This window comes from Actinoalloteichus fjordicus, assembly GCF_001941625.1.
GTDB classification, from domain to species: domain Bacteria; phylum Actinomycetota; class Actinomycetes; order Mycobacteriales; family Pseudonocardiaceae; genus Actinoalloteichus_A; species Actinoalloteichus_A fjordicus.
In genome coordinates this window covers 3,987,385-4,003,997 of record NZ_CP016076.1, presented here as the reverse complement: position 1 = coordinate 4,003,997, position 16,613 = coordinate 3,987,385, and the positions used below count along the sequence as shown (strand labels likewise).

The following is a 16,613-nucleotide window of genomic DNA, read 5'->3' as shown; positions in this document are numbered from 1 at the left end:
TCGGCGGCGGGCGCGTGGGGCGAAAGCCCTGACCCTGCTGCGGCAACGGTGCTGTTCGACGGATTCGGGCGGGCGGCTGCGGCCGAACGAATTCGGCGATCGCCCGATTCGGCGCGGTGAATTCAGGGCCAAGGTCGACGCCATAAATTCGAAGTCGGCAGGCGCCGATCATTCTCGGCTATTTTGTCGACGCCAATTCATCGGCGGGATGCCTGGAATGAACGCACGCTGATGCTGTAATCATCGGCAGGTCGCCTTGTCTGGTTGATTCTATTGCCTTGACTGGTCGTCGTTCGTCCGGTTAGCCTGATGTTTGATCATCAGGGATGGCTGATGGCTGAACGCTTCTAGTCGTGATGTCAATCGAATGATGATGAGTCGACGCGGGCGAATCGACGAGGAGAGACTGCTGCCCGCATTGGATTCTGAGGTCGTCTGGGGAGTTTCCATGGATACGCAGTGCTGCACGGAGTTTCAGGACCAGTTCGAGGCGCTGCGGTCACAGTATGCCGCAGTCACAAGCGGCTTCGGCCGGGTCATGATGCTGGACGGGCCGATCGGCAGCGGCAATGTGAAGCTGCTGCGAGATTTCTGTGATCACGCTGCGGCCGAGGGCGCGCTCGTCCTCGCGGCGAAGTGCTCACGGGCGGAGCAGGCGCTGCCGTTCGGAGTGGTGAGCCAGCTCTTCCACAACGACGCCCTGCCCGCGGGGGTGGCGGCGGAGGCCAACGAGCTCCTCGGCCCGCACATGCTCGATGTGGACGCCGCCGTGTCGGATCCCGCGCAGGGGCCGGTCATCGTCCAGCAGTTCCATGCCCGCCTCGTGCACAACCTGGTGACCCTGCTGCTCGGGCTGGCGCAGAGCAGACCGCTGGTCATCGAGATCGACGACCTCCAGTACGCCGACCGGCCCTCGCTGGGCGCCGTGTCGTACCTGCAGCGGCGGCTGCGCTCGACCAGGACGATGCTGGTACTGAGCGGATGGACCTCGCCGCGCCCGGCCCATCCGCTCTTCGACGCCGAGCTGTTCCGCCAGTCCTACTCCCACCGCATCCGGCTGGACACCCTCGACCTGGCACAGATCGCCGACGTCGCCCGCACGGTGCTCGGCTCCTGCCCGGCGGGCTTCGCCGAGTCCTGTCTAGCGGTCACCGGCGGAAGCTCACTGCTCGTCGACAGTCTTCTCGCAGACACCCTCGCCACGACGCACGCCGGACAGGGCCTCGACCCCGCGCGGCCCGGTCCGACGGCTCCCGTGGCCGGGCACACCTTCAGCCGCTCGGTGGTCACCTGCCTCCACTCCGGGGAACCCGCCCTTGCCGAGATCGCCTCCGGAATCGCCGTCCTGGGACCGCTCTCGTCGGCGCGACGGCTCGTCGAGCTGTCGAACCTCGGCATCCAGGCCGTGGACGAGGCGCTCACCGCCCTGGTGGACTCCGGCCTCGTCGCGGGAGCCCGGTTCAGGGCGTCGGTGCTGCGCGACATCGTCATCGAGAGCACAGCGCCCCGACGGCGGATGGAGCTGAACCTGCGCGCCGCGCGGCTGCTCAACCAGGAGGGCGCCGAGACGGACGTCGTCGCCGGGCACCTGCTCGCGGCAGGCGACATCGTGCCGGACGAGCCGTGGGCGATCGACGTCTTCTCCGACTCCGCAGAGCAGGCCCTGCTCAATGATCAGGTGCACCACGCGATCGAATGCCTGACGGTGGCCCGTGCAGTCTGCGGTGATCGGCGTCGGCGTGCGTCGATCACCGGTCGTCTCATCCACCTGGTCTGGCGGGTCAACCCCTCCGCCGCAGCCCAGCACCTCGCCTCGTCCTATCACGGCGGCGAGATCGGGCACCTCCTCGACAACGACGTGACGACGCTGGTCGGCTATCTGATCTGGCACGGTCGGTTCGACGAGGTGACCGAGCTGCTGGAACTGGTCGACGAACACGCCCCCCAGCTCGCCGCGCAGATCACGGCGGAGCTGAGCATCGGCTGTCCGTGGCTGCTGACCGCGCGGCCGGACCGGGTCGAGGTCCTGCCCACGGCGGGGCGGTTCCTCGACGATCAGCCCATCACCCGCGCGATCACGGCGCTGACGGCGGTGCTCAAGAACAGCGACGACGACGCCGCGGCGCAGACCGCCCAACAGGTGATCCAGGGTTGCAGGCTCGATCACACCACCGTCACGCCCGTCGCGATCTCCCTGGCCGCGCTGGTCATCGGCGACCGGCTGGAGGAGGCGTCCCGCTGGTGCACGGTCCTGTGGCGTGAGGCGGGCGAGCAGAGCGCGTCGACCTGGCAGGCACAGCTCGAGGTCACAACGGCCCTGATCTCCCTGCGCCGGGGCGACCTGGCCGACGTCGAACGCCAGGCGCAGACCGCGATGGCGCGGATGTCGCCGCAGAGCTGGGGCATGTTGATCGGGGCTCCGCTGAGTCTGCGACTGCTCGCCACGACCACGGCCGGGCGCTACCACCAGGCCGAGGAACTGCTGTGTCAGGCCGTGCCGCAGTCGATGTTCGACACGACGTGGGGCCTGTTGTACCTGTATGCCCGGGGCTCCTACCATCTGGCGACCGGCCACGTGTACACCGCGATCGACGATCTCCTCGAATGCGGGGAGAAGCTCATCCGATGGCGGCTGGACTTCCCCGCCCTCATCCCGTGGCGCAGTGCCGCAGCGCAGGCCAATCTCGCCCTCGGCAGGCGCGATCACGCCAGACAGCTCGCCGAAGAGCAGTTGCGGCTCGTCGGGCCGGGACCGTCCCGGATCCGGGGGATCTCGCTGCGCACCCTCGCGAGTGTGAGCGACCTCGTCCGGCGTCCCAGCCTGCTCCGGAGCAGCAGCGAGATGCTGCAACGGTGTGGGGACAAGCTGGAGCTGGCACACACGCACAACGAACTCAGCCGGACCTACCGGGCACTCGGCGACGTCGACAAGGCCGAGACCTTCGCCAGGCGGGCAGGCGAGCTGTTCGATCTGTGCGGCGTCCGGCGGGCGGTGCGGGAGACCAGCCTGCCGCAGCCGGTGCCGGGTGAGGAGTTCAGCTCGTTGAGCAACGCCGAGCGCCGGGTCGCCAGTCTCGCCGCCCAGGGCCACACCAACCGCGAGATCAGTCAGCAGCTCTTCATCACGGTCAGCACGGTCGAACAGCACCTGACACGCGTCTACCGCAAGTTGAACGTCCACCGACGGGCACACCTGCCCGCCGAGCTGGTGTGCTGACGTGCCGGATTCCGCCTGAGCGGTGTACCCGACGCGAGAGGCGGGGCCACGCAGCGGGCCCGATCGCGGAGCGCTGATCGGCGGCGGGCGTCTGCACCGCGATCGTCGGGAACCGTGGGGGAGACGCCGCAGCGGCGGTGGGGCCTTGCCGCTCGCGTCGACCGCGCGGATCGCCGTTCTCTCATCGCGTCGTCGTAGGAGAAGCGGTCCGTGGTCTACGGCCTCCGCCGCAGACTTCTTCTCGAAGAATCGTGGCGGATGTCGCCCTCGTGAGCAGGCTGTGATCTTCGGTGTCGCGAAGTCGACAATCGAATCTCCCGAAAGCAGACGTGATCAGCCGGTATTCGGACGGATGCGGTGATCACGATGGCGCGGCAGGGTTCGAATCCGTCGTGCGATCACGGCATTCGATTCGGTGCCGCCAGTCGGCCCGGTGCCGAGCTGGAATTCGAACGCGAGTCAGCCTGGTCGCCCGGATCTCGGCCGGTCCGGGGGGCTGCGTGCGTCCAGGCGGTGGCACCGCACCATCAATCCTTCGCGGGGGCGAGCCATTGTCGCGGGTCAACCGGTCGGGCGGCGATTGCGACGAACCGCGACCGGTGTGATCGGGAACCTGGCGGGATCGTTCTTCGCGGCGGCGGCGGCGCAGTCCGCGCCCGCAGTTGTGGACCGACCCCTGAAGTCGCGTTCGAGACAAGTGGACAGACTAGGGGTACCTACTCGGAATTCTCGTCGATAGAGTGCGGCGACGGCGAGATGTCCGGACCGAAGGCGGCGGAAAATGATTGACATTCTTGATGCTGTCCTGTCTGAAGACGGGACAGGCGCCGATGTGTCCGCGCTGCCCGTGCCGGAAAGCTATCGGGGCGCCGTCCTGCTGGCGGAGGAGACGACCATGTTCGAGGGTGTCGCCTCCGCGGACAAGGATCCCGGGAAGTCGCTGCACGTGATGGACGTGCCGACTCCCGAGCCGGGACCGGGCGAGGCGCTGATCGCCGTCATGGCCAGCGCCGTCAACTACAACACGGTGTGGAGCGCGATCTTCGAGCCGCTGCCGACGTTCTCCTTCCTGAAACGTTACGGCCGCGCGAGCGCCTCCGCAGCCCGCCACGATCTGCCATACCACGTCCTCGGCTCCGACCTCTCCGGCGTCGTGCTGCGGACCGGCGACGGCGTCACCGCCTGGAAGCCGGGTGACCGGGTCGTCGCGCACTGCCTGTCGGTCGATCTCCAGTCGCCCCGAGGGCACGACGACACGATGCTCGACCCGGAACAACGGATCTGGGGGTTCGAGACGAACTTCGGCGGGCTCGCCGAGCTGGCGCTGGTGAATGCCAACCAGCTCATGCCCAAGCCCGCGCATCTGACGTGGGAGGAGTCGGCAGGCTCAGGACTGGTCAACTCGACCGCCTACCGGCAACTGGTCTCCCGTAACGGAGCCAGGATGAAGCAGGGCGACACCGTCCTGATCTGGGGTGCGGCAGGCGGACTCGGTTCGTACGCCACCCAGCTCGTCCGCAACGGCGGGGCCGTCCCGATCTGCGTCGTCTCCGACGAGCACAAGGCCGAACTGGTGCGGTCGTCGGGGGCAGAGCTGGTCATCGACCGGTCTGCGGAGAACTACCGGTTCTGGAAGGACGAACACGAGCCCGATCCGCGCGAATGGGCCCGCTTCGGCCGGAAGATCCGCGAGCTGACCGGCGGGGAGGACCCCGACATCGTCTTCGAGCATCCGGGCCGGGAGACCTTCGGCGCGAGCGTCTTCGTCGCGGCCCGGGGCGGCACCATCGTGACGTGCGCGTCCACCTCCGGATACCAGCACGTGTTCGACAACCGCTATCTGTGGATGTCGCTCAAGCGGATCATCGGCACCCACTTCGCGAATTATCGCGAGGCATGGGAGGCGAACCGGCTGATCTGCCGGGGCATGATCCATCCGACGCTGTCGATCAGCTATCCGCTCGACGAGGTCGGCGACGCCACGCGCAGTGTCCATCTCAACCAGCACACCGGAAAGGTCGGCATCCGCTGCCTTGCACCGCGCGAGGGCCTCGGCGTGTCCGATCCTGAGATGCGGGCCCGGCATCTCCCGGCGATCAACAGATTCCGTCCCGCGACGACCGAGGAGTAGTCGACCGGGTCCGACCGACCGAATTACCAGTCGACCGCCGTGCTCTTCCGTGCGGCGATCTACCGTGAACTCGTCGGTACGTGCCGGGACCGGCGGAATTTCGCCGCCAGTCCGGTGATCGGGGTTCGATCAAGGGGCTGTCCGGGCCGAATTAAGGGGTTCTCGTCGAGCCCCGGTCGTCCATAAGATCAGAATATCATCGGAAGGCTACGGGGGAGTCCACAAGATGGATGCGAAGTCTGATCATGCCGTCTCCGTAGGCAGAGTGAAGCCCTGCCATATCGTGGAACTCCCCGAGTTCGTCGATCCACGCGGCAGCCTCTCCGTCGTCGAGGCGGGCAAGGACGTGGACTTCGAGATCAGACGCGTCTACTACCTCTATGACCTGCCGACCACCGCCATTCGCGGCGCACACGGTCATCACCACCTGGAACAGCTCATCATCGCGGTTCACGGGCATTTCGAAGTCGCCGTGGACGACGGATTCCGAAGGCGTCGGTTCAGCCTGACCTCGCCCCGACAGGGCCTCTACATCGGTCCGGTGATCTGGCGAAACCTCATCAACTTCTCGTCCGGGGCGGTCGGGCTGGTGCTGGCCTCCAACCACTATGACGAGTCCGACTACTTCCGGGAGTATGCGGACTTCTTGACAGCAGCCAGGGAATACGCATGACGGTACCGTTCCTCGATCCGGGCGCGGCCTATGTCGAACTCCAGGACGACATCGATGCCGCCGTGCATCGAGTGCTGGCCTCCGGCCGATATCTGCTCGGGCCTGAGATCGAGGCGTTCGAGTCCGAGTACGCCGCCTACTGTGGAGCCCGGCACTGCGTGGCCGTCGGCAGCGGATGCGATGCGTTGGAACTGGCCCTGCGCGCCATGGACGTCGGGCAGGGGCACGAGGTCCTCGTGCCCGCGCACACCTTCATCGCCACCTGGCTCGCCGTCTCCGCGACCGGCGCCGTGCCGGTGGCCGTCGAACCCGACGAGCGCACCTACAACCTCGACCCCGATCGCCTCGAAGACGCGATCACGCCGAGGACGAGGGCGATCATCCCGGTGCACCTGTACGGGCAGCCTGCGGACATGGACGCCGTTCTGGCCGTTGCCCGGCGACACGACCTGCACGTCCTGGAAGACGCGGCGCAGGCCCACGGCGCGCGGCACCGGGGCGTGCGGGTCGGATCGGGTTCCACGGCGACGGCGTTCAGCTTCTATCCCGGCAAGAACCTCGGTGCGATGGGCGACGGCGGCGCGGTGATCACCGGAGACGACGCGGTGGCCGATCGCCTGCGGCTGCTGCGCAACTACGGCTCCACCGTGAAGTACCGCCACGAGATCAAGGGCACCAACTCGCGGCTGGACGAGGTCCAGGCCGCCGTGCTCCGGGTGAAGCTGACGCATCTCGACGCCTGGAACTCCCGGCGTGCCGACGTCGCGCAGCGCTATCTGACCGAGTGCGGTGATCTGCCCGGGGTGACCATGCCCTACGTCATGCCGTGGGCCGACCCGGTCTGGCACCTCTTCGTCGTGCGCAGTGCGCGTCGGGATCGGCTTGCGCAGCAGCTCGACGCCGCCGGGATCGGGACGCTCATCCACTATCCGACGCCCGTGCACCTGTCGCCCGCCTATGCCGGACCACGGTGGCCCGCAGGCACGTTCCCGCGTGCCGAGCGGCTTTCCGACCAGGTGTTGAGCCTCCCGATCGGGCCGCATCTGTCCGAAGAGGACGTCACCACCGTCATCGCCGCTCTCCGTGCCGCGGCCGGTGAGCAGACCGACGATGCCCGTCTGCACCGGGGCCTGGCCGAGGACAGGGACGTTCGTCCGCCCGCCGACGCCGGAGGTGTGGGCGAGCGTCCGTCTGCACCGGCCTGACCGCGAAAGGGGTGCGACAGACGGGTGATCATCAACGCCAACCGCGAACGGCAGAGGAGCGTCAGGATGCCCACCACCGACGAGGTGGATCGAAGCAGGGTCGCGTATCGAGCGGATCTTCACCTCGGCACCAGGAGGTTCTTCCACCCGCGTAGCACGGCGTGCCCGTGGTGCGGCTCCGCCGACCTGCGGCTGCGCCTGCGAACCACCGACCTCCTCCAGCACAAGCCGGGGCGGTTCACGCTCGACGAGTGCGGCGGCTGCGGGCACGTCTTCCAGAATCCCCGTCTCACCGCGGAGGGCCTGGAGTTCTACTACCGGGACTTCTACGACGGGCTCGCCGCCGAACAGATGGACCGCCAGCTGGAGAAGGAGGCAGGCTCACACCGTGCTCGCGCCGAGGTGGTCCTGCCCCATGCCGATCCGAAGTCCTGGCTGGACGTCGGAACCTCGCACGGGCACTTCTGCTCTGCGGCGGCCCAGCTGTTCCCCGACACCGAGTTCGACGGACTCGACCTGGGTGCAGGCGTGGAGCTCGGCAGGCAGCAGGGACGGATCAAGCGCGCTTACCAGGGACAGTTCGTCGACCTCGCCGACGAGTTGACGGACCGCTACGACGTGGTCAGCATGTTCCACTACCTGGAGCACAGCGCGGAGCCCAAGCCGGAACTGCGTGCGGCGCAGCGTGTCCTGCGATCCGGCGGCCACCTGCTGATCGACGTGCCCGATCCGGAGTGTCGGTTCGCCCGACTGCTCGGGCGCTGGTGGATCGGGTGGACCCAGCCGCAACACCTGCACTTCATCCCGCTGGCGAACCTGCGTGCGGAGCTGGGTCGGTCCGGCTTCGACGTCGTCGCGGTGCAACGCGCCGAGGCCCACCTGCCGTACGACCTCGCGGCGGCGACCTGGCTGTTCGTCAACCATCTGGCGCCGAGACAGGATCGGCCGTGGCTGTTCGATCGGCCCGGCCTCGGTCGCCGGGCGGGCAGGCTCGCGGCGCTGATCGCGGGGGCCCCGCTGATGCTCGCAGGGATGCTCCTCGATCGTGTCGCCCAGCCCGTGGCGGACCGGCTGCGCCTCACCAACTCGTATCGGGTGCTCGCCGTACGGCGGTGAGTCGCCCGGGAACCGCCACTGCCACCGGCGGGCCGAGCGACGTCCTCAGCCGACGCCGACGAAGAGCCCTCGTCCGGACGGCCCGCCCGGCAGGTACTCCACGGCCAGTCCCGCCCGCTCGAAGGCCTGCTCGTACTCCTGCCTGGTGAACAGCGTGATGACATGGGAGGCGGCGAAGTGCTCGGCGCCGGATTCGGCGTCCGCGACGATGAAATGCACCTGCATGTGTGTCGCACCGCCCTCGCGCACCGAATGCGAGACCCGCGCGATGGTTCTGCCGCCGCTCGTCACCACGTCTCCTGCGACGTAACCGGAGAGGAACGTCTCGGGAAACCACCAGGGTTCGATGACCAGGACACCGCCGGGAGTCAGGTGACCGGCCAGACTGCGCATCGTCTCGTCGAGTTCGGTCGTGGATCGAAGGTATCCGACCGAGCTGAACATGCTGGTGATCGCGTCGAAGCCACGGCCGAGATCGACCTTGCGCATGTCGCCTTGGTGAAGTCGTACGCCCGGCAGCTTGGTACGGGCGTAAGCGAGCATGTCCGCCGAGAGATCCATGCCCTCGACGTCGTCGAACAGTGCGGCGAAGCGTTGGAGATGAGACGCGGTTCCGCAGGCGACGTCGAGCAGTGAGGTCGCATCCGGCGCGCGCTTTCGAATCTCCCGCGCGATATCGGCGGCCTCGGCCGCATAGTCCTTGCCCCGAGCCTCGTAGAAGGCGTCGTAGACGGCGGCGAGATCGGCTTCGTACACGAGAGGACTCCTTGGAGTGCTGGGGTGGTCGCCACTGCGTCCGGAGTCGTCGATATCCGGACTCCCGCCGAACGGACGTCGCCGGGTGGAGATTGCGGCGGGCATTGCTGTGAGACGCTGCCGCGAGGCATTGTCGAGACCAGGTCGGACGGAACTGCGGAGATCTCCGCAGGGCGTGCGCGGTTCCGGCGCGCGGGACCTCAGGCCCGAACGGCGTACACCATGTGATTCTTCGATCCCGACAGGCCGTCCGCGGCCTCGTCGACGACTGAGAAGCCCTTCTCCTGCAACAGCGTGCAGAACGCCGAGAGGCGCCCGTGGAAGTCCTCGACCTCGGCGACCACCTGGCGGATCCTCGGCCAGTCTGCGTCGTCGATGCCGCGCAGCACGTCCAGCTCCGCGCCCTCGACGTCGATCTTGAGCAGGTCGACCTGACGAGTGCTCCCGTGCCTGCGGAGCACCGTCGACAGCCGCGCGATCGGGACCGTGATCTCGCTGCCCGTGTAGATTCGACTAGCGGCCTCGGCACCCATGAGGCCGGTCATCAAATGCCGACTGAGCTCCTTGTCCGCTGGGTATCTGGTCGAATTGCTGGGGAGCGACGGATAATAGGTGAAACTTACCTCTCCGTCCGTGTCGCCCAGTCCGATCGGAAAGGAGGACACCGATTCGAGGGCCTGTAGTTCGATGTTCCGGGTCAAGGCCTCGAAGATCTCCGGAATCGGCTCGAAGGCCAGGATCTCGGCGCGCGGGAACTCCTGTTTCATGAAGAGCGCGAAGATTCCGATGTTCGCGCCTGCGTCGATGATGAGGGCGTCGGCAGGCAGGGTGACCTGATTCTTCAGATACGAGCGGTTCTCGAAGATCTCTGAGTAGATGTACATCGCCTCATGAGGCCCGTACTCCGGGTGCTGGGACGGCGTATAACTGCCGAGATCCTCGGTGAACTGCACGAAATGAAGTTCGGTCATGCTCGATTCCTCCTGGTCGACGCGCCACCCGCTGCGAAGTGGGGCGAGCTGATAGCTCGCGACAGCGATAGGTTATCCCGGCATCGCCATGGCAGGCAAGAAACTAGGGGTCGATCGGTAGGGGTTGCTCGCGGATTATTGGCTCCGGTAGCGTCCGACCGGGGTCGGCGTTCTCAAATGATCGAATCAAGGGCGCTGTGGTCGCGAAGGGGAATTGATGGAGGTCATCGGGAACGGGTTCATTGCGCGACATCTACGCACCTACTTTTTTGATCACCATCCGGACACGACCATTATTGCGGCAGGCGTGTCCCGCACCACGGCGAACAGCGTTGCGGAGTTCGCTCGGGAACTGACTCTCGTCGAGGAGGTCACTCGACGCTGTCGGGCCGAGAACCGGACGGTGGTCTTCCTGTCCACAGCAGCCTCCGGTCTGTACGGCAGCGAGGGCGGACCGCACGCCGAGGACGACCCGATCTCGCCGATCTCGCCCTACGGACGACACAAGTTCGACCTCGAGTCGATGATCGCGGTCTCCGGAGCGAACTGGCTGACCCTGCGGCTCAGCTCCCTGGTCGGTGACGGGCAGCCCCCGCATCAGCTGGTGCCCTCCCTGACGGCGCAGATCACCTCGGGCGTGGTGACCGTGTACCAGGGCAGTCATCGTGATCTGCTCGACGTGAGCCACCTGATGGAGATCCTGGACCGCCTGCTGGCCGCGAAGGTGTGCCGCACCGTGGTCAACGTCGCCTCCGGGACTCCGCAGCCGGTCGACCGCATCGTCGCCGGCATCGAGGCGCGGCTGAACAGATCCGCGCGCTGGGACTTCGTGACCGGGTCCGCAGGCGGAGCAGCCGTGTCGATCGCCCGGCTGCGCGAGCTGGTTCCCGAGGTCGCCACCTACGGCTTCGGCCCTGGATACCTCGAACGGCTGATTCATCGGTACGTTGCGCCGATCGCGGACGAGGCCTCGCGCACACCTGCCCGGTTGCGAGCGGAGGAGCACCATGACGGAACGACGATCCGAACCGGATTCGACGACGGCTCCAGGGCATGACCGCAGGCACATCGCCTGCATGCTCTATCCGGCGCACGGGCACACCATGCCTGCGGTGGAGGTCGTGGCCGAACTGGTGCGCAGGGGGAATCGGGTCACCTGTTTCGTCGGAGACCTCGGCGCCGACGACATCGCGGCGACCGGGGCCGAGATCGTGCGCTACGACGTCCCGTTGAGCGTGGAGCCGCCGTTGGTCGACCCGACCGTCGACGAGATCGCCGAGGCGAGCCTGCGGCTCGTGGTCGAGACATCGGCGGCGTGTGACGTGGTCGCTGCCCGCTTGTCCGATGACGTCCCCGACGTCCTGCTGTGCGACATCATCTTCTACCTGCCCGGCGGCGTCCTGGCGCAGAAGTGGGACCGGCCCGTGGCGAGGCTGCTGCCCGTCTTCGCCTCCAATGAGCACTTCTCGCTCCAGGAGCGGCTGTCCGTCGGCGTCGATCAGATCGACTTCGCTCATCCGGCGATGCAGGAGGTCGACACCCGGCTCGCGGAGTTCCGCGCCTCGCACGGTCTGACCACCGACGATCAGACGGGCTTCTTCCCCGGCGACACCGAACTGAGCCTGGTGTTCATCCCTCGGGAGTTCCAGTTCCAGGGCGAGACATTCGGTGCTGACCACGCCTTCGTCGGTCCCTGTCGCCCACGGACGAGCCTGCTTCCCCAGGAGTCGCGGTGGAGTCCGCCCGGCGACGGCCTACCCGTCGTGCTGATCTCGCTGGGCACGGTGGACAACGATCGTCCCGATTTCTTCCGCGTCTGTGCTACCGCGTTCGAAGACCTGCCGTGGCATGTCGTGATGACCATCGGGGACAAGGTCGGCGAGGCGGCGGTCGGACCGTTGCCGCCGAACGTCGAGGTGCACCCGTGGATCCCGCAGGCCGAGGTCCTGGCCCATGCGGCGGTGTTCGTCTGTCCCGGCGGTATGGGGTCGATCATGGGATCGCTTTCCTTCGGCGTCCCGCTGGTCGTCGTGCCCCGGCATCCGGAGCAGTACGCCAACGCCGAGCGAGTCGCCGAACTAGGACTCGGCCGCCTCCTGCCCTCGGACGACGTGACCGGGGAGACCCTGCGGACGGCGGTCCTGGCGGTGTCGGACAGCGCGTCGGTGCGGGATCGACTGCGAGACATGCAGGCTGACATCGAGCGGGCCGGGGGCGCCCGCCTGGCGGCCGACCACGTCGAGGAGCTGCTCCGCGCCCGGGGCGCGCGGCCGGTCTGAGGCCGCCGACGTCGGCGGTCCCGAGGTGGGCGATGCGGACGTCGACGAGGGCGTCTCGGTGCGGGCGGTCCTGTCGGCAGAGTGGTGCGGCGGCTGCGGGCGATGACGCGCGATGACCGCCGTCGCCCGCGACGTCACGGTGAGGCAGAGAAGTCCTGCCGTGGTGAAGGGAGTCGGTGTCCTGCGGTGCGGCGGCGTGTGGGAGGCGATCTCGAGGAGGACCGACAGAGCGATCCCGTGCGGGATGACGGAGTCCGGACGTTCCGGCCGGGGGAGGCACGAGGGCTCAGCGGAAGGAGGAAGGACGATCTCCGATTCCGGCCGACGTCGGCCGCTGAGGAATCGACGGATGGACGCTTCGGGAGACAGGAACCGACGGTCGCACAGACCCACGCAGACGCCATGGTCGAGAGCGCAGAGATCCACTGCGGTATAGTGCCGGATGAAGAGGCACAAAAATCCTATAATGATCCTAGTGGATGTGAGGCAAGTTGTCAACCTTCGAGTTCGCGGCCGAGCTGGCGGCGGAACGCGAGTACGTCGCGTCCCTCTACGAGAAGCTCGACGAGGAGAGGCGAAAGGCGGAGCAGGAGCTTGAACGGAACCTGCGTGACAGCACCGCGACCAGCCCGCAGGCGCGCTGGCAGCAGCAGGCCTCGGTGGACCACCTCACGACCCGGATCCACGCGCTGAAGGTCGCGGACTCCGGCCTGTGCTTCGGTCGGATCGACGACACCGACGGCGAGACCACCTACATCGGCCGGATCGGGCTGTTCGACGAAGAGGACGACTACGAGCCGCTGGTGATCGACTGGCGGGCGCCTGCCAGCAGGCCGTTCTACTGTGCCACCGTCGCGAAGCCCGAGGGTCTGGTGCGGCGCCGTCACTTCCGCTCGCGCGGGCACGAGATCGTCGACTTTCACGACGACGTGCTCGACCTCGACGTCGCCGAGGGCGGGGGAGACGCCGACAGCGCGCTCCTCGCGGCGCTCAACGCCCCGCGCGAAGGGCAGATGCGCGATATCGTCGCCACGATCCAGTCCGAACAGGACGAGATCATCCGCCTCGGCCACGGCGGGGTCGTGGTGATCCAGGGCGGCCCCGGCACCGGGAAGACCGCCGTGGCCCTGCACCGCGTCGCGCACCTGCTCTACAACCACCGGGACCGGCTCGCCAGGCGAGGCGTGCTGGTGGTCGGCCCGAACGAGGGCTTCCTCGACTACGTCGGCAACGTCCTGCCGTCGCTCGGCGAGACCAGCGTCGTGTTCGCCACGACGGGAATGCTGATGCCGGGTGTCGTGGCCACCAGGGAGGAAGGCCCGGACGCCAAGCGCGTCAAGGGATCTCTGGCCATGGTCGACGTGCTGAAGGCCGCCGTCGCCGATCGTCAGGAGCTGCCGGACGCGCCGATCTCGATCGACCTGGACCACGTCGACGACCTCAAGGTCGACGCCAAGCTGGCCGAGCGGGCCCGGCAGTACACCCGCGACACCGGCCTGCTGCACAACGACGCGCGCGAGGTCTTCCACCAGCACCTCGTCGAGGGCTTGGTGACGCGGGCGGTGAATCAGATCGGCAAGGGATGGCTGGACAAGCGTGACACCGTGCTGCGGGCCGAGCTCGCCGCCGACACCGCCGCCGCGCTGAAGGGCAGTGACGACGTCGTCCGGGCCGTGAATCGGTTGTGGCCGTTCCTGACGCCGCAACGACTGCTCGCCGACCTGTTCAGCGACCGTGGGCGTATCGAGGCGGCCGCGTCGGCACTGTCCGATGCGGACAGAATGAGCCTGTACCGCGAGGCGGGCGACGCCTGGACGGTCTCCGACGCCCCACTGCTCGACGAGGCGGTGGAGTTCCTCGGCGTCGACCACAGCGCGGAGAAGCGGGCCGAGCGGGAGCGGCTGGAGCACGTCCAATACACCAAGGGCGTGCTCCAGGTGCTGGACACCGACGAGGACCTCGACGGCGAGACGCTGCGGGCAGTCGACGTCGTGGACGCCGAGACTCTCGCCGACCGGAACCAGGAGCGCGACGGTCGCGACATCGCCACGCGGGCGTCGAGCGACCGCGAGTGGACCTATGGGCACGTCGTGGTCGACGAGGCGCAAGAACTGTCCGAGATGGACTGGCGAGTCCTCATGCGTCGCTGCCCGACCAAGTCGATGACGATCGTCGGTGACCTGTCGCAGCGGCAGTCCACGGCGGGCGCGCGTACCTGGGGCGCGATGCTCGACGAGTACGTGCCGCAGCGGTGGATCTTCCGGGAGCTGACGATCAACTACCGGACGCCCTCGGAGATCATGGAGGTGGCGAGCAAGGTCCTCGCCGAACTGGACCCGTCTCTTGCGACCCCGGAGTCGATTCGCAGCAACGGCATCCGGCCGCAGGCCCGCGAGACGAGTTCTGCCGAACTGGCTGCTGCCGTGGCCGAGGCGATCCGCACGGCTCCGGAGGAGGGCGCGGCGGTGGTGATCGTGCCGGAGGGCCTGACCCTCGAACTCGGGAAGTTCGGAGTCGACGCGGCCGTCATCACTCCGCAGGCGTCCAAGGGGCTGGAGTTCGACCTGGTCGTGGTCGTCGAGCCGCACCAGATCCTGGCCAACCCGCTGCACGGCGCGGCGGAACTCTATGTCGCGCTCACCAGGGCCACCCAGAAACTGATCGTGGTCCACTCCGCGCCCCTGCCCGCCGTCCTCGAAGGCCTGGAGGTCGCTGCGGCCGGTGCTCCCCTGAGCTGATCGGTCGGCGGCCGGTGGGGGACGGCGGCCCCCGTCTCTCACCGGCCCACGGCGATGGACGGGTATGCATCGGCCGGCAGGCGCCCCTTGAGACGTCATGGCGGGGAAATCGATCCGCATGACGAAGTCGATTTCTCGTGGAGTTCCGTTACCCTCAACCGGAGACCACGAACAGCCTGACCGTGACGTCGATTGATTTCCGGCCTGGGGAGGATTCATGCGCGTCCTGTTCACCACGTTCTCGGCGAGAACTCACCTGTATCCGATGGTTCCGTTGGCATGGGCTTTTCGGGTGGCAGGCCACGAGGTCGTGGTCGCCAGTCAGCCGATACTGACCGACGTGATCACCGAGGCGGGGCTGCCCGCCGTGTCGGTCGGCGCCGACTTCAGCACAGCCGAGATCGTTGCGAACGCCGACGACGACATCGCGAAGCCTGTCGAGATCTTCGGCCTCGAACCCGAGTCGCTCGACTGGGAGGAGCTCACCAGGGGCTACCGGTCGTTCCTCAAGGCCGGGGTCATCCCCTTCAACGACTCGATGGTGGACGATCTGGTCGATTTTGCCGTCGACTGGCGTCCTGACCTGGTCATCTGGGAGCCGATCACGTTCGCGGGCGCGGTGGCGGCGCGGGTGACCGGCGCGGCACACGCGCGGCTGCTCTGGGGTCAGGACGTCTGGACGCGCACTCGCGAGCACTTCGTCGCGCTGCGGGACGGGCGCCCAGCCGGGGAGCAGACCGACCTGCAGGCCGAGTGGCTGACCGATGTTCTCCAGCGCCACGGCGCGACCTTTCACGAGGACGTGGTGAACGGGCAGTGGACGATCGACCCGATGCCCGCCGCCACGAGGCTCGCCGCCGCGACGCCGTCGGTGCCTATGCAATACGTTCCTTATAACGGCCGATCGCCTATTCCGAATTGGCTGCGGGAACCGTCGACGCGGCCACGTATCTGTGTCACGATCGGTATCAGTCAACGCGAATACGAACACGTGCCGGGCCCCGGGCAACAGGACATCGGCATGATTCTCGACGCGATCGCGGACCTCGATGCCGAGGTGGTCGTCACCCTCACCGAGCGGCAGCAGGCGGCGTTGGCGGACTCGTTACGCCATCCGAACGTGCGAGCCGTCGAGTTCGTGCCGCTCCATGCCCTGCTGCCCACCTGTGCGGCGGTGGTCCACCATGGCGGGGCGGGAACCTACTCGACCGCGCTGGCCGCAGGAGTGCCGCAGCTCATCATCCCGAACATGTTCGACACGGTGCTCAAGGCACGGCAGCTGACGGACCTCGGTGCAGGCCTGCACATCCACTCGGCAGATCTCACCGGTGCCGAGGTCAGGGCCGGTCTGGTACGGATGCTGACGGAGCCCTCCTTCCAGGAGAGCGCCGCCCGGCTGCGACAGGAGAGCCTGGCGGACCCGACGCCCGGCGAGCTGGTCCCGATCCTGGAGAGCATGACGATGAAGTACCGCACCGAGGGCTGAACCCGACCGAGCCGGCCGTGGTGCCTGGGGATCGCTCTCCA

The 16,613-nt window shown here is 67.6% G+C and carries 10 protein-coding genes and 1 pseudogene; 9 read left to right on the top strand and 2 right to left on the bottom strand.

All coding sequences use genetic code 11. From position 1 onward, the window contains the following. Window positions 1-448 precede the first annotated feature (448 nt). From UA74_RS17340 to UA74_RS17320, 5 genes and pseudogenes are all read left to right on the top strand, one after another. Window positions 449-3,217, top strand: coding sequence for an ATP-binding protein (locus tag UA74_RS17340; protein WP_075764909.1), 2,769 nt, complete (start codon window positions 449-451; stop codon window positions 3,215-3,217). Window positions 3,218-3,998: 781 nt separating this feature from the next. Continuing rightward, complete coding sequence (gene ccrA, locus UA74_RS17335) at window positions 3,999-5,348, top strand: crotonyl-CoA carboxylase/reductase (protein ID WP_075741204.1); 1,350 nt, start codon at window positions 3,999-4,001, stop codon at window positions 5,346-5,348. Between the two features lie 226 nt (window positions 5,349-5,574). Beyond that, on the top strand, window positions 5,575-6,021 hold the full coding sequence (locus UA74_RS17330) for a sugar 3,4-ketoisomerase (RefSeq protein ID WP_075741203.1): 447 nt from the start codon (window positions 5,575-5,577) through the stop codon (window positions 6,019-6,021). Next, a pseudogene (locus UA74_RS17325) lies at window positions 6,018-7,115 on the top strand (DegT/DnrJ/EryC1/StrS family aminotransferase); the annotation flags it as partial. The gene UA74_RS17330 and the pseudogene UA74_RS17325, both read left to right, overlap by 4 nt. 177 nt (window positions 7,116-7,292) lie before the next feature. Then, entirely contained in the window at window positions 7,293-8,342 is a 1,050-nt protein-coding gene (locus UA74_RS17320; protein WP_075743927.1) for a class I SAM-dependent methyltransferase, read from the top strand. Window positions 8,343-8,387: 45 nt separating this feature from the next. On the opposite strand, the gene UA74_RS17315 is transcribed toward UA74_RS17320, so the two are convergent. Then, the gene (locus tag UA74_RS17315; protein WP_075764907.1) at window positions 8,388-9,098 is read right to left on the bottom strand and encodes a class I SAM-dependent DNA methyltransferase; all 711 of its coding nucleotides are present in this window, start codon (window positions 9,096-9,098) and stop codon (window positions 8,388-8,390) included. 200 nt (window positions 9,099-9,298) lie between these two features. Then, window positions 9,299-10,069 (bottom strand): FkbM family methyltransferase, encoded by a 771-nt coding sequence (locus UA74_RS17310; RefSeq protein ID WP_075741200.1) that lies wholly within the window; start codon window positions 10,067-10,069, stop codon window positions 9,299-9,301. Window positions 10,070-10,286: 217 nt separating this feature from the next. On the opposite strand from UA74_RS17310, the gene UA74_RS17305 reads away from it, so the two are divergent. From UA74_RS17305 to UA74_RS17290, 4 genes are all read left to right on the top strand, one after another. After that, window positions 10,287-11,126: an NAD-dependent epimerase/dehydratase family protein gene (locus UA74_RS17305; RefSeq protein ID WP_075741199.1), complete on the top strand. Its 840-nt coding sequence runs from the start codon at window positions 10,287-10,289 to the stop codon at window positions 11,124-11,126. Continuing rightward, a complete protein-coding gene (locus UA74_RS17300; protein WP_083683284.1) occupies window positions 11,077-12,348 on the top strand; it encodes a macrolide family glycosyltransferase in 1,272 nt (423 codons plus the stop codon). Before UA74_RS17305 ends, UA74_RS17300 begins: the two co-directional genes overlap by 50 nt. Before the next feature lie 491 nt (window positions 12,349-12,839). After that, window positions 12,840-15,086, top strand: a complete 2,247-nt coding sequence (locus UA74_RS17295; protein ID WP_232237299.1) for an ATP-binding domain-containing protein — start codon at window positions 12,840-12,842, stop codon at window positions 15,084-15,086. Window positions 15,087-15,303: 217 nt separating this feature from the next. After that, window positions 15,304-16,572, top strand: coding sequence for an activator-dependent family glycosyltransferase (locus UA74_RS17290; protein WP_075741197.1), 1,269 nt, complete (start codon window positions 15,304-15,306; stop codon window positions 16,570-16,572). Window positions 16,573-16,613: the final 41 nt, after the last annotated feature.

Bases quoted from the DNA above. Each gene is read 5' to 3' on its own strand.
- UA74_RS17340 (WP_075764909.1), top strand. From the start codon at position 449: ATGGATACGCAGTGCTGCACGGAGTTTCAGGACCAGTTCGAGGCGCTG.
- UA74_RS17320 (WP_075743927.1), top strand. From the start codon at position 7,293: ATGCCCACCACCGACGAGGTGGATCGAAGCAGGGTCGCGTATCGAGCG.
- UA74_RS17310 (WP_075741200.1), bottom strand. From the start codon at position 10,069: ATGACCGAACTTCATTTCGTGCAGTTCACCGAGGATCTCGGCAGTTAT.
- UA74_RS17290 (WP_075741197.1), top strand. From the start codon at position 15,304: ATGCGCGTCCTGTTCACCACGTTCTCGGCGAGAACTCACCTGTATCCG.
- UA74_RS17305 (WP_075741199.1), top strand. From the start codon at position 10,287: ATGGAGGTCATCGGGAACGGGTTCATTGCGCGACATCTACGCACCTAC.
- ccrA (WP_075741204.1), top strand. From the start codon at position 3,999: ATGATTGACATTCTTGATGCTGTCCTGTCTGAAGACGGGACAGGCGCC.
- UA74_RS17330 (WP_075741203.1), top strand. From the start codon at position 5,575: ATGGATGCGAAGTCTGATCATGCCGTCTCCGTAGGCAGAGTGAAGCCC.
- UA74_RS17300 (WP_083683284.1), top strand. From the start codon at position 11,077: ATGACGGAACGACGATCCGAACCGGATTCGACGACGGCTCCAGGGCAT.